This is a genomic window from Arthrobacter sp. N199823, from assembly GCF_002929705.1.
In the GTDB taxonomy this organism is placed as follows: Bacteria; Actinomycetota; Actinomycetes; order Actinomycetales; family Micrococcaceae; genus Specibacter.
The window spans coordinates 1-23,225 of sequence record NZ_PJIN01000017.1 but is presented as its reverse complement, the minus strand read 5'-3'; the positions used below and the strand labels follow the sequence as shown (position 1 = coordinate 23,225).

Annotated in this window: 24 protein-coding genes and 4 pseudogenes; 18 read left to right on the top strand and 10 right to left on the bottom strand. The window is 62.2% G+C overall.

Translation table 11 applies throughout. The features are described from left to right. Nucleotides 1–14 precede the first annotated feature (14 nt). Entirely contained in the window at nt 15–1,367 is a 1,353-nt protein-coding gene (locus CXQ93_RS19315; protein WP_258069123.1) for an ATP-binding protein, read from the bottom strand. Nucleotides 1,368–1,581: 214 nt separating this feature from the next. Between CXQ93_RS19315 and CXQ93_RS19310 the strand changes: the two genes are divergently transcribed. The 7 genes from CXQ93_RS19310 (at nt 1,582) to CXQ93_RS19280 (ending at nt 7,553) form a co-directional block, all read left to right on the top strand. Continuing rightward, a complete protein-coding gene (locus CXQ93_RS19310) occupies nt 1,582–1,959 on the top strand; it encodes a hypothetical protein (RefSeq protein WP_258069122.1) in 378 nt (125 codons plus the stop codon). Between the two features lie 207 nt (nt 1,960–2,166). After that, nucleotides 2,167–3,483, top strand: coding sequence for an alpha/beta hydrolase family protein (locus tag CXQ93_RS19305; RefSeq protein ID WP_104112036.1), 1,317 nt, complete (start codon nt 2,167–2,169; stop codon nt 3,481–3,483). Between the two features lie 102 nt (nt 3,484–3,585). Continuing rightward, nucleotides 3,586–4,323, top strand: a complete 738-nt coding sequence (locus CXQ93_RS19300) for an ABC transporter ATP-binding protein (protein ID WP_104112035.1) — start codon at nt 3,586–3,588, stop codon at nt 4,321–4,323. Beyond that, nucleotides 4,320–5,222: an ABC transporter permease gene (locus CXQ93_RS19295; RefSeq protein ID WP_104112034.1), complete on the top strand. Its 903-nt coding sequence runs from the start codon at nt 4,320–4,322 to the stop codon at nt 5,220–5,222. The genes CXQ93_RS19300 and CXQ93_RS19295 overlap by 4 nt, the downstream gene beginning before the upstream one ends. Next, the gene (locus CXQ93_RS19290) at nt 5,215–6,186 is read left to right on the top strand and encodes an ABC transporter permease (RefSeq protein WP_104112033.1); all 972 of its coding nucleotides are present in this window, start codon (nt 5,215–5,217) and stop codon (nt 6,184–6,186) included. Before CXQ93_RS19295 ends, CXQ93_RS19290 begins: the two co-directional genes overlap by 8 nt. Before the next feature lies 1 nt (nt 6,187). Further along, entirely contained in the window at nt 6,188–6,760 is a 573-nt protein-coding gene (locus CXQ93_RS19285) for a hypothetical protein (RefSeq protein ID WP_104112032.1), read from the top strand. Nucleotides 6,761–6,878: 118 nt separating this feature from the next. Beyond that, nucleotides 6,879–7,553 carry a DedA family protein gene (locus CXQ93_RS19280; RefSeq protein WP_104112031.1) on the top strand — a complete coding sequence of 225 codons (675 nt, stop codon included), beginning with the start codon at nt 6,879–6,881 and terminating at the stop codon, nt 7,551–7,553. A gap of 1,113 nt (nt 7,554–8,666) precedes the next feature. Here the strand turns inward: CXQ93_RS19280 and CXQ93_RS19275 are convergent. Next, nucleotides 8,667–9,377, bottom strand: coding sequence for a VTT domain-containing protein (locus CXQ93_RS19275; RefSeq protein WP_308470645.1), 711 nt, complete (start codon nt 9,375–9,377; stop codon nt 8,667–8,669). Nucleotides 9,378–9,517: 140 nt separating this feature from the next. Between CXQ93_RS19275 and CXQ93_RS20510 the strand changes: the two genes are divergently transcribed. Further along, complete coding sequence (locus CXQ93_RS20510; protein ID WP_146073282.1) at nt 9,518–9,814, top strand: hypothetical protein; 297 nt, start codon at nt 9,518–9,520, stop codon at nt 9,812–9,814. A gap of 331 nt (nt 9,815–10,145) precedes the next feature. Here the strand turns inward: CXQ93_RS20510 and CXQ93_RS19270 are convergent, their stop codons facing one another. The 5 genes from CXQ93_RS19270 to CXQ93_RS19255 all read right to left on the bottom strand — a co-directional run bounded on the left by CXQ93_RS19270 (nt 10,146) and on the right by CXQ93_RS19255 (nt 12,446). After that, nucleotides 10,146–10,700, bottom strand: a complete 555-nt coding sequence (locus tag CXQ93_RS19270) for a PepSY domain-containing protein (RefSeq protein ID WP_146073281.1) — start codon at nt 10,698–10,700, stop codon at nt 10,146–10,148. 328 nt (nt 10,701–11,028) lie between these two features. After that, the gene (locus CXQ93_RS20505; RefSeq protein WP_146073280.1) at nt 11,029–11,211 is read right to left on the bottom strand and encodes a hypothetical protein; all 183 of its coding nucleotides are present in this window, start codon (nt 11,209–11,211) and stop codon (nt 11,029–11,031) included. A 107-nt stretch (nt 11,212–11,318) separates the two neighbouring features. After that, complete coding sequence (locus tag CXQ93_RS19265; RefSeq protein ID WP_258069121.1) at nt 11,319–11,738, bottom strand: DsrE family protein; 420 nt, start codon at nt 11,736–11,738, stop codon at nt 11,319–11,321. After that, nucleotides 11,738–12,154 carry a DUF302 domain-containing protein gene (locus CXQ93_RS19260; RefSeq protein ID WP_104112029.1) on the bottom strand — a complete coding sequence of 139 codons (417 nt, stop codon included), beginning with the start codon at nt 12,152–12,154 and terminating at the stop codon, nt 11,738–11,740. Before CXQ93_RS19260 ends, CXQ93_RS19265 begins: the two co-directional genes overlap by 1 nt. A gap of 34 nt (nt 12,155–12,188) precedes the next feature. Further along, on the bottom strand, nt 12,189–12,446 hold the full coding sequence (locus tag CXQ93_RS19255; protein ID WP_104112028.1) for a metal-sensitive transcriptional regulator: 258 nt from the start codon (nt 12,444–12,446) through the stop codon (nt 12,189–12,191). Between the two features lie 123 nt (nt 12,447–12,569). On the opposite strand from CXQ93_RS19255, the gene CXQ93_RS19250 reads away from it, so the two are divergent. The 10 genes and pseudogenes from CXQ93_RS19250 to CXQ93_RS19205 all read left to right on the top strand — a co-directional run bounded on the left by CXQ93_RS19250 (nt 12,570) and on the right by CXQ93_RS19205 (nt 20,207). Continuing rightward, the gene (locus CXQ93_RS19250) at nt 12,570–13,187 is read left to right on the top strand and encodes a rhodanese-like domain-containing protein (protein WP_104112027.1); all 618 of its coding nucleotides are present in this window, start codon (nt 12,570–12,572) and stop codon (nt 13,185–13,187) included. Beyond that, nucleotides 13,184–13,942, top strand: coding sequence for a sulfite exporter TauE/SafE family protein (locus tag CXQ93_RS19245; RefSeq protein WP_104112026.1), 759 nt, complete (start codon nt 13,184–13,186; stop codon nt 13,940–13,942). Before CXQ93_RS19250 ends, CXQ93_RS19245 begins: the two co-directional genes overlap by 4 nt. Nucleotides 13,943–13,964: 22 nt before the next feature. Continuing rightward, nucleotides 13,965–14,306: a rhodanese-like domain-containing protein gene (locus CXQ93_RS19240; protein ID WP_104112025.1), complete on the top strand. Its 342-nt coding sequence runs from the start codon at nt 13,965–13,967 to the stop codon at nt 14,304–14,306. Nucleotides 14,307–14,359: 53 nt separating this feature from the next. Continuing rightward, nucleotides 14,360–14,656: a rhodanese-like domain-containing protein gene (locus CXQ93_RS19235; protein ID WP_104112024.1), complete on the top strand. Its 297-nt coding sequence runs from the start codon at nt 14,360–14,362 to the stop codon at nt 14,654–14,656. 53 nt (nt 14,657–14,709) lie between these two features. After that, nucleotides 14,710–15,071: pseudogene (locus CXQ93_RS19230) on the top strand (thioredoxin family protein). Then, complete coding sequence (locus CXQ93_RS19225; protein ID WP_104112023.1) at nt 15,049–15,486, top strand: rhodanese-like domain-containing protein; 438 nt, start codon at nt 15,049–15,051, stop codon at nt 15,484–15,486. The pseudogene CXQ93_RS19230 and the gene CXQ93_RS19225 overlap by 23 nt, the downstream one beginning before the upstream one ends. Nucleotides 15,487–15,573: 87 nt before the next feature. Then, nucleotides 15,574–16,980 carry a rhodanese-like domain-containing protein gene (locus CXQ93_RS19220; protein WP_104112022.1) on the top strand — a complete coding sequence of 469 codons (1,407 nt, stop codon included), beginning with the start codon at nt 15,574–15,576 and terminating at the stop codon, nt 16,978–16,980. 93 nt (nt 16,981–17,073) lie between these two features. Continuing rightward, nucleotides 17,074–17,325 carry an SHOCT domain-containing protein gene (locus CXQ93_RS19215; RefSeq protein WP_104112021.1) on the top strand — a complete coding sequence of 84 codons (252 nt, stop codon included), beginning with the start codon at nt 17,074–17,076 and terminating at the stop codon, nt 17,323–17,325. After that, on the top strand, nt 17,322–18,818 hold the full coding sequence (locus CXQ93_RS19210; RefSeq protein ID WP_104112020.1) for a multicopper oxidase family protein: 1,497 nt from the start codon (nt 17,322–17,324) through the stop codon (nt 18,816–18,818). The genes CXQ93_RS19215 and CXQ93_RS19210 overlap by 4 nt, the downstream gene beginning before the upstream one ends. 94 nt (nt 18,819–18,912) lie before the next feature. Beyond that, nucleotides 18,913–20,207 (top strand): annotated as a pseudogene (locus tag CXQ93_RS19205) (MFS transporter). Nucleotides 20,208–20,304: 97 nt separating this feature from the next. On the opposite strand, the gene CXQ93_RS19200 reads toward CXQ93_RS19205, so the two are convergent. From CXQ93_RS19200 to CXQ93_RS21325, 3 genes and pseudogenes are all read right to left on the bottom strand, one after another. Further along, nucleotides 20,305–20,916, bottom strand: a complete 612-nt coding sequence (locus CXQ93_RS19200) for a recombinase family protein (protein WP_104112019.1) — start codon at nt 20,914–20,916, stop codon at nt 20,305–20,307. A 47-nt stretch (nt 20,917–20,963) separates the two neighbouring features. Continuing rightward, nucleotides 20,964–21,383: pseudogene (locus tag CXQ93_RS21330) on the bottom strand (TniB family NTP-binding protein); the annotation flags it as partial. 6 nt (nt 21,384–21,389) lie between these two features. Further along, nucleotides 21,390–23,054: pseudogene (locus CXQ93_RS21325) on the bottom strand (Mu transposase C-terminal domain-containing protein); the annotation flags it as partial. Nucleotides 23,055–23,225 lie beyond the last annotated feature (171 nt).

The following is a 23,225-nucleotide window of genomic DNA, read 5'->3' as shown; positions in this document are numbered from 1 at the left end:
GCCAGAAATCAGAATCAGTCAACAGACCCGCTGGGCAGGTGCATCACGAACCGGCAGTCCCCGCCGGGGGCTTGGGTTGCGGTGATGGTGCCATGGTGGGCACTCATGATTCCAGCGGCGATGGCCAGGCCCAGCCCGCTGCCTCCGCTTTCGCGTGAGCGGCTCTGGTCGAGACGGACGAAACGTTCGAAAATCCGATGACGGTCAGCTTCGGGAACGGGATCGCCGTCGTTGTCGATGACCACTTCAACCCCGTTCGGGCCGGACGTCAGTTCTATGGTGATGGTGGATCTGGCGTGGCGGTTGGCATTGTCCAAGATGTTGCGCAGCACCTGTCCAAGGCGGTGCGCATCCCCGCGGACCCTGGCAGGGACGAGACTGGCGCTAATGGTGTGGTCGGTCATGGGCTGCAGTCGGCGAATTTCAGTGGACAGAACGTCATCGAGGTCGACGTCGGTGACCGTGATGCGGATCCCACCATCGTTGGCTTTGGCCAGCGTCAGCAGATCATCGACCAAGTAGCGCATGCGTGTCGTTTCGCTGCTGAGCAGCCCTTGGAGCTCATGCCAGGTGTCACCGCTGGGATCTGCCGCGGCGACTTCCAGACCGGCGCTAATGGTGGCAAGGGGGCTGCGCAGTTCGTGGCTGGCGTCGGATACAAACCGGCGCTGTTCGGCGTCCGAGGCCTGAAGCTTGTCCAACATCGTGTTCATGGTCAGGGCCAGACGCTGGATTTCATCATTGGTCGGTGAAACCTGAACCCGTTCGCTGAGCCGGCTGGAATCGATGAGTGCCACTTGACCGCGGATGCGTTCCACTTGCCGCAACGATCTGCCCACCAAAAACCACACGGCAACGCCAACCACGGCCAACAGCAATGGAGTCGCACCCAGCAGGAACCAAGCCACTGTCGTCACGGAATCCGCCTGCACTTGCACGGTCGATGCCACGACCACCGTGTAGACACCTTTCTCAGTCTGCACGCCGGAGGCGACAATGAAGAATTCGTCGGTGTCTTCGATGCTCTGCAGACTGGAAACGGAATCGATCAGGGTTTGCCCCGGACGGGGGCGCAGATCCGACAGCGGCGTCCTTGCCGCGGATCTTTCCGAGGATGCAACCACGGTTCCCTGGGGGCTGATGATCTGCACGTACTGGCCGCTGCGCGCAGTGTCTGCCAGTGATTGTTCGGCCTCGGAGACGTCTTGGCTGGCGATCAGTGCCGCCACATCGGCCGCCCTGGACTTCGCTGCCGTTTCAGTGGCGGTTATCAGTGAGGTCTGCAGTAATACCAACAACAGCAATCCTCCTGCCACCAGGGCCAAGGCGACCACAGAGATGGCTGTCGCTGTCGCCCTTTTGCGCACACCCCACACATTCCGTAGATGAGGACGGGATCGATGTGGGCGCAGGGCAGGTGGCTTCATGAATCAACCATGCCTGTGCTGGCGACGTTCACACAAACGCCGCCCCCAACTTCTCAGCGTCCTCCAAGGGTTTCTCAGCGTCCACTTAGCGAAGTCCCCGCACAGTGGAGGCATGGTCACCCACTCCGGATGGCAGAGAAACAAGGAGAAACCGATGACGAAAAGTGCAGAACCGAATCTCACCGCCCGGTTGGCGGGCATGGCCATGAAGAAGAAGGTGATCATGGGTGCCGTCGGCGTAATGGCTTTGGCGGGGCTCGGCTTCGGAGCAGCTGGTGCAGCCAACGCAGCCACCCCGGTGCCGGCACCCACCTCCTCGAGCCAGTCGACGCCTGACACTCCCACCCCTGCAGACACACCGGACACTCCTGGCACCGCGGGGGGCCAGGAAACTCAGGATGTTCCCGGAGTCAACGATGCACCGGAGCCGGGCGAAAAGGCTGGCACACCAGAGCCGGCCGGTGACACTGGCCCTGACCTTCAACAGACCGGCAACCACACAGATCCAGGCGATCTGCCCGGGTCTCCATAAGCCGGCCAGACCACCAGCAACTGCTGTGAAAGGAGGCGCCACTGCATAAACACCCGCAGCCCTCCACCGAGGGCTTGCTGCTGATACACGCTAGAATGGCCCGGACAGGAACCCCCATCCTGTTCGGGCCATTCCTGTCCTCCCGGCACCGACCCCACTGGCGGAAACCCTCCTTTCAGCTGCCTCGAATCCCCGGAAAGTATCGACATGGCCTTTTTCTCCTCTCTTGATCTGATCACGGGCCCGTTTCCTCTGGCAGTGGCTGTTCTTGCCTGCCTCTCAGGGGCTGCACTGCTGCTGCGCCGTCACCGCGGGTGGGTTCTTAGCGTCGTCTGCGCCGCCGTGCTGGCCGCCGGTCTGGCTTGGGCGATCAACTGGTACATGGTCCATGTCGCCAACGCCACCGCCTACGACTTGCCGCTGCAAGTAATCACCTGGATCGGGGTGGGCGTCTTCGCCGTCCTGCTGATGGTGTTGCATCTAGTGTCTGCCCGGTGGTGGCGCAAAATTCTGGCCCCGATCGCCATGGCCATGATCGTGGTGGCCGTCTCAATGCAAGTCAACGCCTATTACGGCGCGTATCGCACTGTTGGCGATGTGACCGGTGCCAGCACCGCCAACATCGCACCCTTGTCACCGCACTCCACCAAAAAGTCGGCAGGCCAGGCCTCGGCAGCCCTGACTTCCGGACCGGTCGTGGACCGGTGGGTGAAGCCATCCGGCTTGCCTGCAGCAGGAACTGTGTACTCGGCACAGATCCCCGGGCGCGTTTCTGGATTCACCGGCCGCACCGCCTATGTCTACCTGCCCCCGGCCTATCAGGCGGCCAACCGGCCCTTATTGCCTGTGTTGGTTCTGATCCCCGGGCAACCCGGTGCCCCGGCCGATTGGCTCAAAGCCGGCCAATTGCAGCACACCATGGACGCTTTCGCTGCCGCGCATGACGGTTTGGCGCCGGTCGTGGTGATCCCGGATGTCAACGGAGCAAGTTCGGCAAACACCATGTGCATGGACTCGCGCATCGCCAAAACTGATACCTATCTGGCTGTGGACGTCCCTGCCTGGATCAAAGCCACTCTCACGGTGGACCCGAATGCGCACCATTGGGCCATAGGGGGATTCTCCTTCGGGGGAACATGCGCGCTACAAATGGCCGCCCTGCACCCCAAGATTTACCCCTCGGCCATTGATCTGAGCGGAGAAGCGGAACCCGCCTTGTCGGCGGACCGGACGGCAACCATTCAGGCAGCCTTCGGCGGTGACACAGCCGCCTTCGACGCTGTTGCACCCCTGAAGGTGCTGGCCAAGAACAAATACCCGCAGAGCTGGATCTACTTCGCCGCCGGAGCACAGGACGGCCGCTTCAGCGGCTACATGAACCAAGTGTCCGCAGCGGCGAAGACCGCCGGGATGACCGTCACCACTCACAGCGTGCCAGGTGCCGGGCATTCCTGGGATGTGCCCCTGGAAGCCATGGCACCGGCACTAACGTGGCTGGCCCCCCGACTTGGACTAGCCCGCTAACACCGGGCCGCGACCTGCCGTATCAGTTCAAACCCTGTGAGTGAACCTGCGGGCGTTGCCCTCTCAGCATCCTCTTAGTCAGTGCCGCGTAGTCTCCAATGCATGACTGCAACCGCGATATCCACCACTGCACTTACCAAGAGGTACGGTGCCACCCAGGCACTGAACGAGTTAAGTCTGTCCGTACCGGCCGGGGAGATTTTCGGATTGCTGGGGCACAATGGGGCAGGAAAAACGACGATCGTCACCATCTTGACCACATTGATGGAACCATCCTCGGGGACGGCGGCAATCAGCGGCCACGATATAGCAACTGCGGCGAACCAGGTGCGCCGCACCATTGGATACCTGCCCGAAAACGTGCAGTTCTACGACAATCTCACCTTGGTCGAAAACCTCCTGTTTTTCGCGCACCTCTCGGGCGTACACGCTCCGACGGGACGGATTCGCGAGGTGTTGGGGTTTTTGGACTTTACCGGGCACGACAACCAGCGGATGGGCACCTTCAGCAAAGGCATGCGGCAACGCGCAGGCATTGCCCAAGCCATTCTTCATCAACCGTCCGTGCTCTTCCTCGATGAGCCGACCTCCGGGCTCGATCCCCAGGGAGTAGCGAAACTGCGCGAAATCATCATTTCCTTGAACACGCAGCTGGGAATGACCATATTCATGAACACACACCTGCTCGCCGAAGTGACAAAAACGTGCACCAGCATAGGGATCCTCAGCGCAGGGACCCTGATTTATCAGGCTTCGATGGCCGCAACTTTGGAATCGTTCCCTGGTCAGGAGTCGTTGGAGGACATTTACCTCCACATCGAAGCAGGCCAACGCTCATGACCCGGTGGAGCGCCGTGATCGTTCAGGAACTTCTATGCACTGTTCGCGAACGGCTCCCTCAACTGCTGCTGGCAGTGTTCGTGGGCATGATTGCTGCCTCGGCGTTCATCGGTTCCTCGGCACGTTCGAGCGTCACGGGGGTATACCAAGAAGCGCTACGGCAGGGCCTGACCACTGTTGCCAACCCCTTTGACTCCTTCTCACCGTTGTACTACGCCCGGAACACGGTGATCTACATTGTGCTCATCGGTGCGCTGCTGGCTATCGTCATCGGGGTCCGCTCGACGCTGCGGGACAGACAAGCCCGGACCGCGGACCTCATTCTGTCCCGGGATGTGAACCTGTCGTTCTATTTGGGATCAAAACTCGCCGGACTGGCTCTGTTCGTCCTGCTGGTGCTGGCCGTTTCGGCAATGATCAACATCGGATGCATCAGTATCGTGGCCGGGCATGTGCTCTCCGTCGGTGACAGCGCCCGGATCGCCGCCCTGTACGCCTTGGCAGGGCTGTTCATGCTTCCCTTTGTGGCACTGGGCATGATTACCGGAATCCGTTCCTCTTCCGCCACGTCCGCGCTGCTGACCCCCATCGTGATCTGGAGTGTTGTGATTTTTATCTTGCCGCTGCTGGGGACAGCCGCGCATCCTGTCTCCCTGTTGAACCCTGTATCTGCGCCACCAGCCTCTGGGAACGGGTTTTTTGCAGCGACCAGCAGCCTGGTCGATCCGCTGTCCCTCGGCGAACAATTCAAGCACGTCGCTGCGCTGATGCTTGCTGACCCCCAGGCCACCGGAACCATGGCCGGCAGCATCATGGCCCTTGCCGTGTTCGCTGTTGCTGTTTGCACCGCCGTGGCCATGACAGGGCGGAAGCGGATGAGGAGAATGCTCCATGACTGAGATGCTCACCCTGGCCAAGAAGGAAATCACGGAGCTGCGCCGCAATAGGCTTTTGATTCTCCTTTTTGGTTTCCTAGCCCTCGCTGTGATTCTCTCCGTCGTAGTGGCCTCCGCGGACTTCCGGCTCAAGATTGCCGACTACCATCACTACCTCGATGCTCTGAAAGCGGCTGGGAGCACGGCCACCGCCCCGGCCCCACAACTCTTTCCCTTGCAACTGCTCCGTGGAGGTATGGAGTACTTGGAAATCATCGGGAGCTTGTTCGCCGTCGTTTTGGGCACTTCAATGATCACCAAGGAGAAGGGTCGGGGCACTCTGGCGCTGATCTTCACGCGCCCATTGGGACGGTTTGCCTTCGCTGGCGGAAAAATTCTTGCCCTGTCGCTGGTCTGGGCCGCCACCGTGGGGGCCCTGTTCCTGGTCATCGTCGCAAGCCTGCTGTTCGTGGGCAATGCGCCCCTGCAAGGCAGCGACTATCTGCGTCTGGCTCTTGCCGGCGCCCACACCACCGGCTACCTCATCATGTGGTCGCTGCTGGCCATGACCTTGACGGCCCTGGCCCGACGTGCCGGTACGGGGTTGATTCTGGCCTTGGTCCTCTGGCTTGTTGTGGTCCTGATCATCCCCCAAATCGGGGACACCATGGATCCTGACAACCAGATTCCCGGCGGGCTCTTCGCAAGTCTGCAGGTCGACAAATCCCACGAACAAGCCGTCATGGCCCACTTCACCGGCTACGAAACAACTCGCGACCTCATTGAACAAACCTCAGTGACCAAACAATACGAACGCGCCACCTTCGCCTACCTGGGCATCAAGAACGAGTACAACCAGCAGCCCCTGGCTTCCATCTGGGCCGGAACGTTCAACAACACGCTATGGCTCCTGGCAGCTCTGGCGACATCCGTTAGCACAGCATTGCTGTCCGGCACCAAAAAAACCATCCTACGAAAGGCACCCTGACATGAAAAAGCTCCTCCGCCCCGCTGCCGCCCTGACTGCTGCACTGATCGCTCTTGGCTCCTTGGCTGCCTGCGGTTCCAGCCCAACAACCACCCAACCATCCGCATCAACCTCAGTCTCGGCCGCTGGCGCCACTGTTCTGCCTGTGACAAGCAACCCGATGAACACCACCGGGACCAAACCCGGCCTCACCGTCACCGATGCCATCGCGGAAAACAACGTCGACCCCCAATCCAAGGCCGCCGTACCCGACCGGCTGCAGTTCACCCTCACGAACACCACCACAGCATCCATGACCGGACTGGCTGTGTACTACACCATGAAGGACACCAAAACGGGCGCAACCGAGTCTTACTACCAAAAGCTCGACGGACTCACCCTGGCGCCCGGCCATAAGGAAACTGTGTACTTCGACAACGCGTCAGGGGCCGGTCACTACCCGGAAAATAAGTACAGTCTCTACCGCTCCTCCACCAATCAAGTCACCATCACCGTCCTCGCCGACGCGGCCGGCTATGCCCCAGCAACAGCCACCGCCACCAAAGCCCCCGGAACCGGAGAAAAACTGGACTAAAGGCACTGAAGACCGCTCACCGACAGCAGGCACGATGCCGGTTCTCCTCCGCGCTCAACGTTCCCTCAGGATCATCGTGGGAAGCTGGAGAAAAGCAGGAAGGGACGGTGGTGCCGTGATGAACACGATCATCGCAGCAATACTGCAGGTGACCCCGGTGGTGGCCTATCTGCTCATCACTGCCTTGGTTTTCGCTGAGGACGCATTGTTCATCGGGTTCATCCTTCCCGGAGAAACAGCGGCCATCCTTGGTGGTGTTCTGGCCAGCCAACACAACCTGCACCTGTGGCTCATCCTGACGCTCGTCGTTCTGGCTGCCATTGTTGGGGACTCTGTCGGCTATGAAGTCGGTCGACACTTCGGACCGAGATTACTTAACCTTCGCCTCTTGCAAAAACGACGACAGAAACTCGACAAGGCACGCGACTTCTTGGCACGCCGAGGCGGAACCGCAGTCTTTCTTGGACGGTTCACCGCTTTCTTCCGAGCCGTTATGCCCGCTCTGGCAGGAGCATCCCACATGCCCTACCGCCGCTTCCTGCTCTTCAACGCCACCGGCGGCCTCGTGTGGGGCACCGCGACAGTCCTGCTCGGCTACTTCGCAGGCAACGCCTACCTCAGTCTCGCTAAGAGCATCGGTCACACGGTCGCTTTCACCCTTCTGGGCCTCGCCATCGCTGGATTCGTGGCCTGGCACATCCACAAGCGGCGCAGGAACCGCAAGGAACAAGCCTTACCCCCTGGCCCAACGCCCGCCTCACAGGAAGCCATCCACCAGCACTCCCACGCATGACATCTGACAGCGACCACCAAGCATCCCGGTACAACAACCAGTGTTGACTGCGGGTGTTCGCTGACGGTGGCGGCGCCGCTTTGGATGACGATGGATTGTCTAGGTCTGAGCGTCAACGGGAAGCTTGTTTCAAGGCAAACAGAGTGCTGCCGCAGTACCTTCCCAGGCCCCCTTGCGGTGGGCTCTGCAGACTGCACACCGTGAAGAGCCGATCGAAGTTCCGTTCAGCCGGTCGGGCCCATCCTGCGGCGTCGACCAACTCATCCAAGCCTCGTCCGACAAAGCTCGGGCGAGGCTGGGAATAGACCAACATGTTGGGGGTGCTGCGGATCGCCTGATGCACCCGCTGCTCGTCCGGGCAGTGTGCATGGGATTGCGCCTCCCGGGGCAATCGACATTGCACGGTCGACAACGGCCGACCCGGCAGCGAGGACGTTTGCCCTATACCCGCAGCCCACTATCTTGGCTGACAATGCGGTTTCCATGATCTCCAGCACGTTCACACTGTGAGCGTTCCTATGAGGGCGTGCCGGCCCGGTCGCAACCATGGCGAGCAGGCCGGGCGCTGTACATTGCCTGCCTGTAGCACCGACTCGATCTACTCGGAGCTATCCACGATCAGCATCGTGCCCACCCTTCATCGCTGGCACAGTGCCCAGATCAATAACCCTTGCTCACCATGGCTGCCGCAAGGAAGATGCCACTTCGGTGGGACTAGTCCGGCACCGGAGAACACACCAGTTTCCTTCCCTCGGTCCGACCCGACTTCCTTGACGATATTGCCATGGTCATCTATTCCCGCCGGTGCGAGCACTGTGTCCTCGTCATGCACCACACACGACGCAACACCATGCAATGAGACGCTGAACGACTGGCCACCTCGGCAGTGTCGCAGGACGAGCACCCAGGCAGCATCGTCATGCACCGCACTCAGACGACAACCCCAGCTCCACCAACAAGGCGGAACGACCCAACACCCAGTGCACGCAGGGAGGCAGACGGAGCGACCATCAAGTGGCGGGTGCACCTGAAGAAGCCCTGATTGCTGCAATTTACCTACGCGTCCTTACCGGCCCAAACTGAGCTGCAGTGTCCGCAAGCTCCGCTGGAGCTCTAAATATCGCCCGGTGGTGGAGGACTATTCGTCGTGAATCCCTTGACAAGTCCAATCAACAGCGGGACCACGGATACTGCGACGATGGCGATGAAGATCACGTCAAGGTTGTCCCTCACGAACGGGACCCGATCACCGAGAAAATAACCCAACAGCGCAATACCGCCTGTCCACAGCAGTGCACCGAGAGCATTGAACCATGCGAAACGCTTTGGGTTCATCCCGGCGACACCTACAACGACGGGGATGAAGGTCCGCACAATGGGGACAAAACGAGCCAGAATCAATGCCCTGCCGCCGTGTTTTTCAAAGAAGGCATGCGCGCTCTGAACATGCTTGCGCCGAAAGAGGCGGGAATCCGGCCTGCTGTAGAGGGCTGGTCCAGCGCTGGCCCCGATGAGGCAGCCGAGCTGATTGCCAAGAAACGCGCAAAGGGTGAGCAACAGTATGAGCAGGCCAATATTGAATTCAATGGTTCCGGTCGCGATGAGCAGCCCTGCTGTGAATAACAAGGAGTCTCCTGGGAGGAAGAAACCGATGAGCAATCCAGTCTCCGCGAAAATCATCACACACATGATCAAGACAACCCACGGACCCAACCCCGGATTTCCCAGGATCACCGCAGGGTCCAACCACGGCGGGAACAGGCCCGCAGAAACGCCGGCTTGGATGGACGACAAAGACAGGAGACTGCCGGTTTCAGTGATCACGACCCCAGCGTAGTGCCGCTGAGCTGAGCAACAGCTGAGGAAAACCATGCCCACGCGGGCAAACCAACAGGCACCAAGCAACCTCGAGGCGCTAGTTGCCGACTCAGCGATTTCTTATCGACCCCGCTTAGGGTCAAACCATGGACAGAGCCAAGAAGTGCCTCAACATTGCCGCTATTATTATCGCGACATCCCTGCTGGGCGCTGGCGTCGCCTCCGCCTCGCCTCAGGACCCACCCGCCCATCAAGCGGCGTCAACGTCAGCACCGGGACAACCAGCACAGGCCCTTGGCCCGCCCTTTCCCGATCACACTGCTGCGTCGACGGAATTATTTCCCCACCTTGACCACCGTGAGGAACGCCTGGAAGATGACGAACACCAAATCATCAACGCGGCGCCTCATACACTCTGGAGATTTGACACCGAGACCCGATAACTCAAACTAGAACGCCCGGCACGGGTGAAGAGGCCCTCAAGATCAGCAGTGAGCACCCTTTCCCCGTGATGGAGGCCCCGGCCTGCATGCCAGCTCGACAACTCGGCCTCACCGCCCGTCCTGATCACCCACACCGCAGCACCGAATGGTCCCAAGACCGCCATGGCACGGCTTCCCCATGAAAGCACAGGAACTTCGCGCCTCCACGATACGGAACCAGACCCAACGACGACTGGGTCGGAAGGCAGGAACGCACAGCAAACGGCCACACATTCACTGATGCGAATGCATGGCCGTTGGTTGAACCCAGCTTCGTAAGGAACTTTTGCCCTTATTTCCCGGTGGTAGCCCCCGGAGTGGCGTCCTGGACCTCGGACCCTTCCGCATGGGTTCCCTGCTCCAAACCGTTGGATGATTCAGGCCCTTCGCCAGCCTCGTTGCCCTCAACCTCGGACGCTAAGACCTTCGCGTTGCCAGCATCGACGATGACCTCAGTTATGGCCCCGGCCTTGTCCTTCACCGTCACCTCGTAGACCAAGAACCCATCCTCATCGTCCAAGCTCGTACTCACGACACTGCTACCTGGAACACTGTCCACTGCGGCAGCGTTGGCGCCCTTCTCATCGACCGTGGCAAGCTTGGCCAGTTTGGCGGCCTCAGCTGCATCAGATTCCACGGTGGCAGATTCGGTCACCGCTATCGATCCCTTGATGTTCACTTCCTGCTGCTCGTTCTTCTCACTTTGAGTCGACGAGGATGCGGGGGAGGTTGGGGGCGTGCTGTTTGCGGCGTTTGCAGCGGCCACTCCGGTGGAGGCAATGCCGCCGAGCAGGAGCAGACCCGCGAGTGAGCCGACAACTCTCTTCTTGCGTTTGCTGATGTTCATGGCTGACAACCTTTCAATGGTGGTGATCCGCCGGATGCATTGGATGATGTACTCACACGGCAGTTCCTGAACCGGCACCAAAGTCCAGGTGCCATGAACCAACCCTCTCCCGATGTCGTTTTCAGAAGTCGACTGCACGGAATGTCCAAAGCCCTCTGCACGGATTCAAGGCGTGTTTGATTTAAACCGGTTCCGCGGTCGTATTCGGGGCTGGTGGGTGGCAGGAGTTGGCTACTTGGCGGCGCCTATGAACAGTTGTCGGAATTGTTCTTCGCTGTCGAGGGCCAGCACTTGCACGTTGAGGAAAAACTTGGACTCGGTGGTCCTGCTAGAAGTCGATGACGACGTCGAAAAAATCGGCCGGCTGCCCGGCGACGGCAGCGGCCGCGGAGCGGACCGCGTCAGGGATTTCCTCTAGCGTCCGCGCCTGAGCGGACAGCTCCGGCATCTGCACTGCCTTGACGGTGAAAAAGTCGTCCGATGCGCTGGCGATGTAAACGTTCAACTTCAAGTAACTGCAGGTTTATCAGAAGTCGTCTGCACTGGATGTATGTCGGCACGCAGAGACCGCGCCTTCGGCGGTGCCAGGGCGCAAGCGGCCCCGGGGGCCGCCTGGGCCTAAAGCCTGGCGTAGGCCCAGCCGTCCCATTGGCGCTGGGTAAGGTGGCCGATGGCCGCGGGAACCATGCCAATGCCGGGCGCGAGATCCTTTTCTTCCAGGCGGGCGGAGCGCATGCTGTTGCCGCAGGCGAGGACGCTCACGTCCAACTGCCGGGCGCTTTTGACGGCTTCGGTAGCGGGCGAGTTTGTGGCGAGGAGTTTCACACCCGGGCCCTGGACAACCACTTCAATGCCGGTTCCCGGGGTGAGTGCGGCGCGGGCGTTAGTGGCGCTGCGGAGGATGCCGGTCAGGGTGTCCTGCTCAAGCGGCCCGACGGTGTGAATGACTAAGCCCCTGCCGCCGCCGTCGTTGGCGGCTTCTGCGGGCGCCCTGTTTATGTTGGCGGCTTCTGCGGGCGCCCTGTTTATGGAGACCATTACTCGGTTGTTTCACTCAGCCCGGCGAGGACCTTGCGGAGTCGGGTGCCGGCGTCGTCTGCTATTTCCTTGACGGCGGCAGCGTTGCTGAGCTGGACCATGGTCTGCGGGTCGATGGCTTCCACGGTGGTCACTTCTGCATCCTTGTTCCGGCGCACCACGACGTTGCATGGCAGCAGTGCGCCGATTTCGGGTTCTGCGGCGAGGGCGCGGCTGGCCAGGGCCGGGTTGCAGGCGCCGAGAATGACATAATCGCCCACCGCGTCCGCGGCTTCGGCTCCAAGTTTGGCTTCGAAAGTGGAACGTACGTTGATTTCGGTCAGGATTCCGAACCCCTGTGCTGACAGGGCGTCCCGGGTGCGGTCCAGGGCTTCGGTCCATGGAAGAGCGACGGTTGTGGTGATTGTGTACGTCATGGTTCTCCTTGAGGCTGTTCTAAAGCAGATCTGGTCAGGCGAGGGACAGGAAGAGCTTCTCCAGGTCCTTCTTGTCCATGGTGGCGTCCTTTTGGACGATGCACTGCTCCAGCCCGGTGGCGATGATGGCAAACCCAGCTTTATCTAAGGCCTTGGAGACGGCGGCGAGCTGGGTGACGACGTCTTTGCAGTCACGGCCTTCCTCGAGCATCCGGGTGACAGCGGCGAGCTGGCCCTGGGCGCGCTTGAGGCGGTTGATCACGGGCGTGAGTTCGGTTGGGTTCAATTCCATAAGGGGTTCTCCATCGATAAGGTCCTGACCTCAACGATATACCCCCGTGGGTGTTTTGACTACCCCCGGGGGTATCTGTGATACTCGGTGGGGTATTCAACCGTTCCTTTTGAGAGGCCATTTATGACTTCCCCTTCCAAGGCCAGTGCCGTGACCGCACTCGCCCCCGACACCCTGCAGTCCTGGATCAAACAGCACCAGGACCTCGTGGTGATTGATGTGCGCTCTGCCGCTGAATTCGAATCCATGCACATCCGCGGCTCCTACAACGTGCCCCTGCCGCTGCTCTCCGAGCACACCGACGAACTCGCCGCCAGGCTGGGCTCCCGCGTGGTCCTGGTCTGCCAGTCCGGCGTCCGCGCCGAGCAGGCCCGCCAGCGCATGGCTACTGTTGGCCTCGACACCGCCTACGTGCTCACCGGCGGCGTTCCCGGCTTTGCTGCTGCCGACGGGGACGTGGTCAAGGGCAAGGATCGCTGGGACCTGGAGCGCCAGGTCCGCCTGGCCGCCGGCTCCCTGGTGATGCTGGGCCTGGTGGGCGGCAAGTTCGTTTCCCCTAAGGTCCGTATGCTGGCCGGCGCCATCGGCACCGGGCTGACGTTCTCCGCCGCGACCAACACCTGCGCCATGGGCAAGGCCCTCTTGGCCATGCCGTGGAACAAGGCAGCCACGGAACCCACCCGCGAAAGCGCCATCCTGCAGCTTCCCGTCCAGGCGGCTGAAGAGGCCGCGGCGGCATGATCCCGGCCCTGGGTCTGGGGCTCGTCGTCGGGATCGTCCTGGGCGTTGTGGGCGGCGGCGGGTCCATTATCGCCGTTCCGGCCCTGGTGTACGGGGTGGGCATGACCCCGGCGCAGGCGATTCCGACGTCGCTGCTGGTGGTGGGCGTATCCTCGCTGGCGGCCCTGCTGCCCAGGGCCCGGGATGGCCTGAACTGGCCTGTGATCGCACTGGTCGGGGCTGCCGGGATTCCGGCGGCCTGGGCCGGCGCGGCCGTGGGCAAACTGCTGGATCCGAACATCCTGATGCTGGCTTTTGCCGTGATCATGGTGGCCGCGGGCATCCGGATGCTCAGCAAGCCCCGCGAAGGCGAAGGTTCCTGTAGCACCGGACCGAACCGTACATTCCGGTCCTGTGCCCCGAAGGCCGTGGGGGTGGGCCTGCTCGTCGGGTTCCTCACGGGACTGCTCGGGGTGGGCGGCGGCTTCCTTATCACCCCCGCGCTGACCATCTTCCTGGGCCTGCGCATGAAGCAGGCCGTGGGTACTTCCCTGGCGATCATCGTCATCAATTCCGCCGCCGGGTTCAGCGCCCACGCTGCCGGCTTCACCATCGACTGGGCCACCACCCTGGCGTTCGCGGTCCCGGCCATCGTGGGATCGGTGGTTGCCGCTCGGCTGGCCCGCCACCTGCATGACAAGCACATCCGTATCTCATTCGCGGTCCTCATCTTCGTCGTCGCGGCGTGGGTCACCGCCAGCACTGTCACCGCCTGACCCAACCAACAGGAGAACAACCATGGGACTGATCGACTCACTCAAAAAGGCCTTCAGCAAGCCCTACAAAACCATCAGCGTCGCCCAAGCCAAGGAACTCCTGGGCTCAGGCGCCACCCTCATCGACGTCAGGTCAGCCCAGGAATGGCGCACCGGCCGCGCGCCCCAGGCCAAACACGTCCCCCTGGACCGGCTGCAGATCAGCACCGCCGGGATCCAAAAAAACCGGCCCGTCATCGCAGTCTGCGCCTCCGGAGTGCGGTCGGCCTCCGCGGCCCGGATGCTCGCCGCGAAAGGCTACGACGCCTACTCGATGCGGGGCGGCATGGCCGCCTGGCGCCAAGCCGGCGAACCCGTCCGCTAGACAATCACACCCGCTCACAACACAGCGCCACACCATTTTAAAGGAGAAATATCATGGCTGAAATCACCATCACCGAAGCCGACCAGCGCCGCTCCACCGCCCGGATCCTGGACGTCCGCGAAGACTTCGAAGTCGCCGACGGCATGATCCCCGGCGCCCTGCACATCCCCATGGGCCAGCTGCAGGCCCGCTTCTCCGAGCTGGACCTGGTCGTTCCGGTCATTGCGGTCTGCCACAGCGGCAACCGTTCCGCCCGCGTCGCCGACGTCCTCAACGGTGCCGGCTACAAAGCGGACACCATGGCCGGCGGCATGAGCGCTTGGACCCTCGCCGGCCTCCCCACCACCTGAGCCCTGCAGCCCCGCCGCCAATCAAGACAACGCACGAAAGGACACGACAGATCATGATAACCACCGACATCACCCAACAGAGCTTTGCAGAAACCCTGGAGAAGAACGAGATTGTCTTCGTTGACTTCTGGGCAGCCTGGTGCGGTCCCTGGCGCAGTTTCGCCCCCACCTACGGGCCGCCGCCAAAAGGCACCCGGACATCACCTTCACCAAGGTCGACACCGAAGCCGAACAGGCCCTCGCCGCCGCAGCGAACATCACCTCCATCCCCACCCTGATGGCCTTCAAGAACAAGACCCTCGTCTTCTCCCAGCCCGGAGCCCTCAACGCCACCGGCCTGGAGGAAGTCATCCAGGCCGTGAAGAATCTGGACATGGACAAACTCCGCGCCGATGCAGCCCAAGAACCGGCTTGAAACGGGAGCCCCGCCGGAACCGCTGCGCACGATCACGGCAGAGGAACTCGCCACAGTGTGGCCCCGCGTCACGCTGGTGGACGTCCGGAGTCGGGAGGAGCACGCGAGGGCCCATATCCCCGGCAGCCTGAACATCCCCCTCGAGGAACTGGCCTCCCGGCTTGCTGACCTGACCCACACAACGCTCTACCTGTTGTGTGGGTCAGGGAAACGCAGCAGCCAGGCCGCCCGGATCCTCACCGACCACGGATACACCACGGTCAACGTGGCCGGCGGGATCACCGAGTGGTACCGGGCAGGCCACCCTGTCACCTATCAACAAACCCCCGAAGATCCACCCAGACAAGCCCGGGTCCGCCCGCCGGCGCGCCTGTGCCAACTACTGCGAAAGCTGTCCAGCAGGAAAACCGCGTAGGCAGCCGCACACTTGCAGAATACCCCTAGGGGTATCTATACTTGATTCAGAACACCCCATCCCCTTTCACTTGAAGGAGAGCACCAGATGCTTATCGAGCGCATTTACGATGAAGACCTCGCTCAAGCCAGCTACCTCATTGGTTGCCAGGCCAACGGCACCGCCGTTGTTGTTGACGGCCGCCGCGACATCGCGGTGTACCAGGAGCTGGCTGAGAAGAACGGCATGAAGATCGTGGCCGTCACCGAGACTCACATCCACGCCGACTACCTCTCCGGCACCCGGGAACTGGCTGCCGCCACCGGCGCCAAGATCTATGTCTCGGGTGAAGGCGGTCCGGACTGGCAGTACGAATTCGACGGCGAACGGCTCTACGACGGCGACGCGATCACCGTCGGCAACATCAGCATCCAGGCCCTCCACACACCCGGGCATACCCCGGAACACCTGTCCTTCCTGGTCACGGACGGCGCGTTCAGCGACCAGCCCGGCTATCTGCTTTCCGGGGACTTTGTCTTCTCCGGCGATTTGGGCCGCCCTGACCTGCTGGATGAAGCAGCCGGCGGCATCGACACCCGCTTCGAAGGTGCCAAGCAGCTCTTCGCCAGCCTGCGCGATAAGTTCCTGACCCTGCCGGACTACATCCAGGTCCACCCCGCCCACGGTGCGGGCAGCGCCTGCGGCAAGGCCCTGGGTGCCGTCCCTTCCTCCACTGTTGGTTATGAGCGTCTCTACGCCTGGTGGGGGCCCTACCTCGCCGCGAACGACGAACAGGGCTTCATCACTGAGCTCCTGGACGGCCAGCCGGACGCGCACGCGTACTTCGGCCGGATGAAACGTGAAAATCGTGAAGGTCCTGCCCTCTTGGGTGAGCGTACGCCTCTCACCGTGCTGGACACGGCCGACGTCGTCAAGGACCTGTCCGCAGACAAGGTCACGTTCATCGACACCCGTCCCAACGGCGAAGTCCATAAGGGCACCGTGGTCCGGTCCCTGAACGTACCGGCTGGCAAGTCCGTGGCCAGCTACGGCGCCTGGGTGGTGAACCCGGAAACCGATCAGAACCCCCTGGTACTCCTGGCCAAGGACCAGGAAGCCGCGCAGGACATGTGGGACCACTTGGTCCGGGTGGGCATCGACAACGTCGCCGGCTACGTCACCAGCATCAACGGGCTGCCCACCTTCACTCCGAAGCTGATCCAGCCCGAGGAACTCGACGGTTTCGAGGCCGCCATGGTGTTGGATGTCCGCAACCGCTCCGAGCACAGCGCCGGGCACGTCCCGGGCTCGTACCAGCTCAGTGGCGGCCGCGCCATGTGGCACCTGGATGAACTCCCGGCCGGCGGAACCATCGTGTCCTACTGCCAGTCCGGCGTGCGGAACTCCGTGGCCGCCAGTGCCCTGCGCCGGGCCGGGTACGACGTCGTCGAACTCGACGGCAGCTACGCCGCCTGGGACGCCTGGCACAACTCCCGCCAGTCAACCAAGGCCTAGAAGGAACCACCCGCCCGCACAGCCCTCAGCCAGTTAGGTTGTTGTGTCAAAGAGACCTCGCCGGGCACAAACAAGAGACAAGGAAACCCTTTGATGATGAACGGCTTTGGTATGGGCGGGATGGGGCTGGCCTGGATTTTCTGGGTTCTGCTGATCGCCGGCGTAATCCTACTCGCTGTGGTGCTGGTTAAAGCCTTCAACCGCAACGCCACTGACAGGCACGGGCCGCCACGCACGGGTGCGGGCCCTGCCCGGGAGATCCTTGAGGGGCGTTACGCTCGCGGGGAGATCAGCACCGAGGAATACCAAGAACGGAGCAGGATCCTGGAGGAGGACGGGCGGTGAGGCCTTTGACTCGCCGCCAGCTGCTGTCGCTGGGTGCAATCGGGGCCGGCGCCACGGCTGCCGGCGGCGCCGGGCTGTGGCTGACCACCGGGACCGGCTCCGGATACACCGGGGGTCAGGGCCTAACACAACCCCAGATGCTGGCCAGCCGCGACCGGGTGCTGGAACTGGACCTGACCGCCGCACCGGCAAGGATCCGGATCGGCGGGCGGGAGGCCAACGTCCAGGCGTTCAACGGTTCCCTGCCTGGCCCGACCCTGCGGGTCCGCGCGGGCGACACGATCCGGGTCAGAATGCGCAACGGGCTGCAGGCTCCCACCAACCTGCACGTGCACGGATTGCACGTCTCCCCCCAGGCCAACAGCGACAACCCCTTCGTCAGCATTGACCCCGGCGGGTCCTTCGACTACGAGTTCACCCTGCCCGCGGACCACCCGCCGGGGACCTACTGGTACCACCCTCACCGCCACGGGCACGTCGCCGACCAGGTCGCCGCCGGCCTCTACGGCGCCATCGTGGTGGAGGACCCCGACCCGGTTCCGGTCACCCGGGAACGGGTAATGGTGGTCTCCGACCTGTCCCTCGACGCCGACGGCAATCTCACCGAAGTAACCCAGATGCAGCAGATGATGGGACGCGAAGGGCAGATCGTCCTGGTCAACGGCCAACTCCGCCCGCAACTGCGCGCCGCGCCCGGAGAACGCGAACGGTGGCGGATCATCAACGCCTGCCCCTCCCGCTACCTGCGCCTGGCCCTGGATGGACAGCAGGTCCAGCTGCTCAGCCGTGACCTCGGACGCCTGCCGGTCCCCGAGGACGTCACCGAAGTAGTGCTCGCCCCCGGCAACCGCGTAGAACTGCTCGTGAACACCCGCGACGGATCCTCTACCCTCACGGCGGCCCCCGTGGACCGCGGCAACATGAACACCATGATGGGCGGGACCACGAGCGGCAACAACCAATCCGGCGCCGGACCGGCCGAACTGCTCACCCTGGCCGTCACGGGAAACGCCGGCACCGCCCCGGGGCCGGTACCACAGGGCAGGCCCCTGCGGGATCTGCGCAACGAACCGGTCACCGCCACCCGCACCCTGAACTTCGCCATGGGAATGAACGCAACCATGGACGGAATCACAGGCCGAGGCATGGGGGGCGGACCGGGCAGCATGATGGCCTTCACCATCAACGGGCGGAAGTTCGACCCCGAACGGCTCGACGAGACGGCCGCCGCCGGGACCGTGGAGGAATGGACCCTGACCAACTCGAGCCCCATGGACCACCCCGTCCACCTGCACGTGTGGCCCATGCAGGTCATCCACGACGGCGACCGTAACATAACGGAACCCAGATGGCAGGACGTGGTCAACGTTCCCGCCCGCGGCCAGGTGAAAGTCCGGGTGGCTTTCGAGGACTTCCCCGGCCGTACCGTGATCCACTGCCACATCCTGGACCACGAAGACCAAGGCATGATGGCCACCGTCCAGGCCCGCTGACCTGCCACCGCCCGCCGGAGAAACCCCTGTTCTACCGGGACTCTGCCGTTGGATCAGCCAGCTACCCGAACCCGAAGATCGACAGGATCCGCCAATGGCCTCAGGCAATGTCCCACCCCGCCGGCAGCGTAGAACAACAGAGGCCATCACGCTGGGACTGCGGCAGAATTTGGCGCAGTTCCTGCTGCTCGTTGCCGTCAACGCCCTCGTGGGCGGGACCCTCGGCCAGGAGCGCACGGTCCTGCCGCTGCTGGCCGGAAAGTCTTCCACCTCGATGAGTACACGTCAGCGCTGACCTACATTCTGGCGTTTGGTCTGGCTAAAGCCGCCACCAACTACTTCGCCGGTACCCTCTCGGACCGGTACGGCCGTAAACCCGTTCTGGTCGCCGGCTGGCTCATCGCCATTCCCGTCTCGGTGTTGCTGATCTTCGGGCCGACCTGGGGTTGGATCGTCGCTGCCAATGTGGTGCTGGGCATCAGCCAGGGCATGACCTGGTCCACCACCGTCATGATGAAAATGGACCTCGTCGGCCCCGAACGGCGCGGCTTGGCCATGGGGCTGAACGAAGCGGCCGGCTATCTGGGGGTCGCGGGCACCGCACTGGCCACCGGCTACATCGCCTCCGCCTACGGACTGCGTCCAGGGCCGTTCCTGCTCGGCGCTGCCTTCATCGCTGTCGGACTCGGCCTCTCCGTATTGACCATCCGCGAAACCCACCACCACTCCAAAGCCGAAGCCGCGCTTCACGTCCCGGCCCACGCCGACAGCCATGCCGGGCTGAGCAACCGTGAGGTGTTCACTCTGACCAGCTTCCGGGACAAGTCACTGTCCTCCGTCAGCCAGGCTGGGATGGTGAACAACCTCAACGACGGCCTCGCCTGGGGACTGTTCCCCGTCCTGTTCGCCGCCGCAGGGCTAAGCATCGAACGCATCGGGGTCCTCGCCGCCGTTTACCCGGCAGTCTGGGGCGCCGGACAGTTGATCACCGGTGCCCTTTCGGACCGGATCGGGCGCAAACCCCTGATCACTGGAGGCATGCTCGTCCAAGCCCTCGCGCTCGGCATGATCGCCGCAGGACATGACTTCGGCACCTGGCTTGCCGCCGTCATTCTGCTCGGCGCCGGCACCGCCATGGTCTACCCCACACTGCTGGCAGCGATCGGCGATGTTGCCCACCCCGAATGGCGGGCGCGTTCAGTTGGAATATACCGGCTGTGGCGCGATGGCGGGTTCGCCGTCGGCGCCCTACTCTCCGGCCTCATCGCCGACGCGTACGGCATCCCGGCAGCCGTCGCCGTCGTCGCCGGCCTGACTGCGCTCTCCGGCATCATCGTTGCCGCACGCCTGCGCCCCACTGACCACATAACCCGCCACCCCGCAGGCTGACACACAGAGGATAAGAGCAGCGGCGGGGTAATTGGCTCGCGGCGGCGCTGAACCGTAGGCTTAGGCACTTCCCGTTCCCCGTTCACCACCCGGCAGACTATCTGGCAAAAAGTTTCTCACCGTCCGGACGCAGTTCCCCGGTGGGTGATACGTGCCGGTACAGGGTTTGGCGGGTGACGCCGAGTTCGGTGCAGAGATCGCCGATCTTGGTGCCCGGCTTGCCCATGGACGCCATCGCCAGCCGAAGTTTTGCGGGGGTCATTTTGTAGGGGCGGCCGCCGTTGCGGCCGCGGGCCCGGGCGGAGGCGAGGCCGGCGATGGTGCGTTCGGAAATGAGTTCGCGTTCGAACTCGGCGAGGGCGGCGAAGATTCCGAAGACGAGCTTGCCGGAGGCGGTAGTGGTGTCGATGGCCGCGCCCTGGCCGGTTAGGACTTTCAAGCCGACGCCGCGTTCGGTCAGGTCGTGGACGATGTTGACCAGATGAAGCAGGTCCCGTCCGAGCCGGTCCAGTTTCCAGACGACCAAAGTGTCGCCGTGGCGCAGGGCTTTGAGACAGGCTGCCAGCTGGGGCCGGTCATCCTTCTTTCCGGAGGCCCTGTCCTCATATAGGGAGTCCACTTCGATGCCGGCGGCCAGGAGGGCGTCGCGCTGGAGGTCCGTCGTCTGCGAGCCGTCGGCCTTTGAGACACGCATGTAACCAAGGAGCACGGGCGGTTCTCCTTTGTTATTTATACGTTCGTTTAAGTGACAAGCGAAACAGTCAGTGCGAGTTGTTCCAATTCAGGAACGCGTCGTCGGGGACCGGTCGGAGCGCCGAGCGCTGCAAGCACAGCCGTATAGAACCGGGGTATAGATGGTTCGGAGGGCATTTGAACGCATAAAACGGGGATGTTTTCCCGGTCCGCCATGGACTCAGATGGGTGTTGGCGGCGGAACCGTTCGATGATCATGGATTTACCGTTGTTCGTTGGCCCGATCAATAGCGGGTTGGGCATGCGTTGCTTAGCTGGCCAGTCAAAGAGTGTTTCAAGCCGGGTCAGGGCCTTCACAGCTTGGGGATATCCGATCCAACGATCGGCCCGGATTCGCTGAATACGTTCGCCCGCCGGCAAACGGGCGATGGTCTGAGCCCAGGGCAGGAGGTGGGAAAGATCCGGTGTTGGGTAGTCATCAATGCATGGCTCCACCTCATCGAATGGAACAGCCGACGCCGTGTAGCCCTCCTGAGGAGGTTCTTCATCTGCTGGCACTACAGGTGTTTTGGCGCTTTCAGTGGTATGGAGATGCTTCCGTCTCTGCAAATCCCGGCGCGATCGGCGGGTGGCCTTCTGGGCCGTCGTGGTGATCGTGCGCATTTGCTCGACCATGCGGAACAAGGCATCCTCATTGACCTGGTCATGTCCTTGCTGGTGCAGGCGTGCTGATGCTTGCTTGTGTTCCCACAGCGTTACCGCCGGGTGGGAAACATTGCGGTACGGCACTTCTATATAGACTTCCCCTTCCGGTTCCAGCACCCAGTTCCTGCTGATATCTCGAGGGTCCCGTCGGATAATGAACTTATCCTCACTGTTCCGCCGCGCAATCCACGGTTTGAGCGCATTCGCGAAGTAGTGGACGTGGTCAATGACGATTCCCGTGCGAGTAATTCTGCGACGGATGACTGGCAAAAAATCTATGAGGAACGCGGCCGGGTGCACGGCCAATGGTTGTGGCCCGAACTCGGCCACACCCTGCTCCCACCGCCCGGCCGGTGTTTGCTTCAGCGTGCCGTGAATACTGCCGTGATAGCCAGCCACTGCGATCGTCAGCCAGCGCTCAAGCTCTGCCAGGGTCAAGGCGGACATTTTTTCGGCATCATAGTCACCGCGCTGCCCCGGATTGGAGAACGTTGTTCCCGGCAGTTCGTGAACCCGCTGCATGACGGTCCCGATAATGCGCTCCACGATGCCCCCCGTAATGAGGCCGTCCCGGCGGGCGGTAACTGAGCTTGATCCCGTGTTGTTCACAACCCCGACGCAACGCCTCGCTTTTAAATTCTGCGGCGTTATCCAAATACAGTTTTCTGGGTTTGCCACTCATCGGCCATGCCACGTCCACACCAAGACCCTCCAACCAAGGTCGCTTATCTGAAGCCATCTGGGCGATGCAGAAACCCACCGAAACCGCCGACGGCGCTTCCAAGGTGACGACCATGCCCAGCAGACATCGGCTATACACATCAATGGCAACCGTCAGATAGGGCCTGCCGATCGGCTGCCGCTCACGATCATCGATAATAATCAGATCAATCACGGTGTGATCGATCTGCACCTGATCCAACGGTGCCACGATCACCGGGACAGTGTCCCCTGCTGACTGCAAGGGTCGGACAGCGGCCCGGCCCTCGCGCCTGCGCTTGACCTCTACAGGGTGCAGGGCCACTATTCTCCTGGTGACAGTATTGCGCGCCGGCACAGGAAGGTCTTTGGAGCGACAGGCCTGAATGACTTCACGATAAAGCACCGCCTGGGAAAGCTTTCGTCGACTCAGAAAGCGTTTGCGGATCAGCTCTTCAATCACCGTCTCAACAGGTTCAGGCAACCGGTTCTTGCCTGGCCCTCCATTGGAGTGTCTGGGGCCACATCTGTCACCAGGCGGTCACCCTCACGGTAGTGCTTGATCAGCAGGTACACCTGCCGCCGAGAGATACCCAGTCTCCGGGCGGCTTCGTCCGCAGCCAGGTGCCCGATGGTCTCCAGCCCGGCCAGCGGCGCAATGACCTCAGTCCGACGGCGGGCAACATCCCAGACATCATCCGGTAACGACAGCAACCCGCGCCCCTTGATTGGTGCAATATCAGAGTCCACGTCAGCCCCGTTACCTTTTTAGTAGCCCCTTAAAGAGTAAGAATTGGGGTTGTTGGCCTGTCGGTCTCGGTATGGTTCTTGCCCCCAGTCATTGATGATCCGAATCTTCTATATCTGTCAAGCCGCGATTGTGGTCGTGTTGTCCGGGGCGTGGAGCGCGTTCAGCAGGCG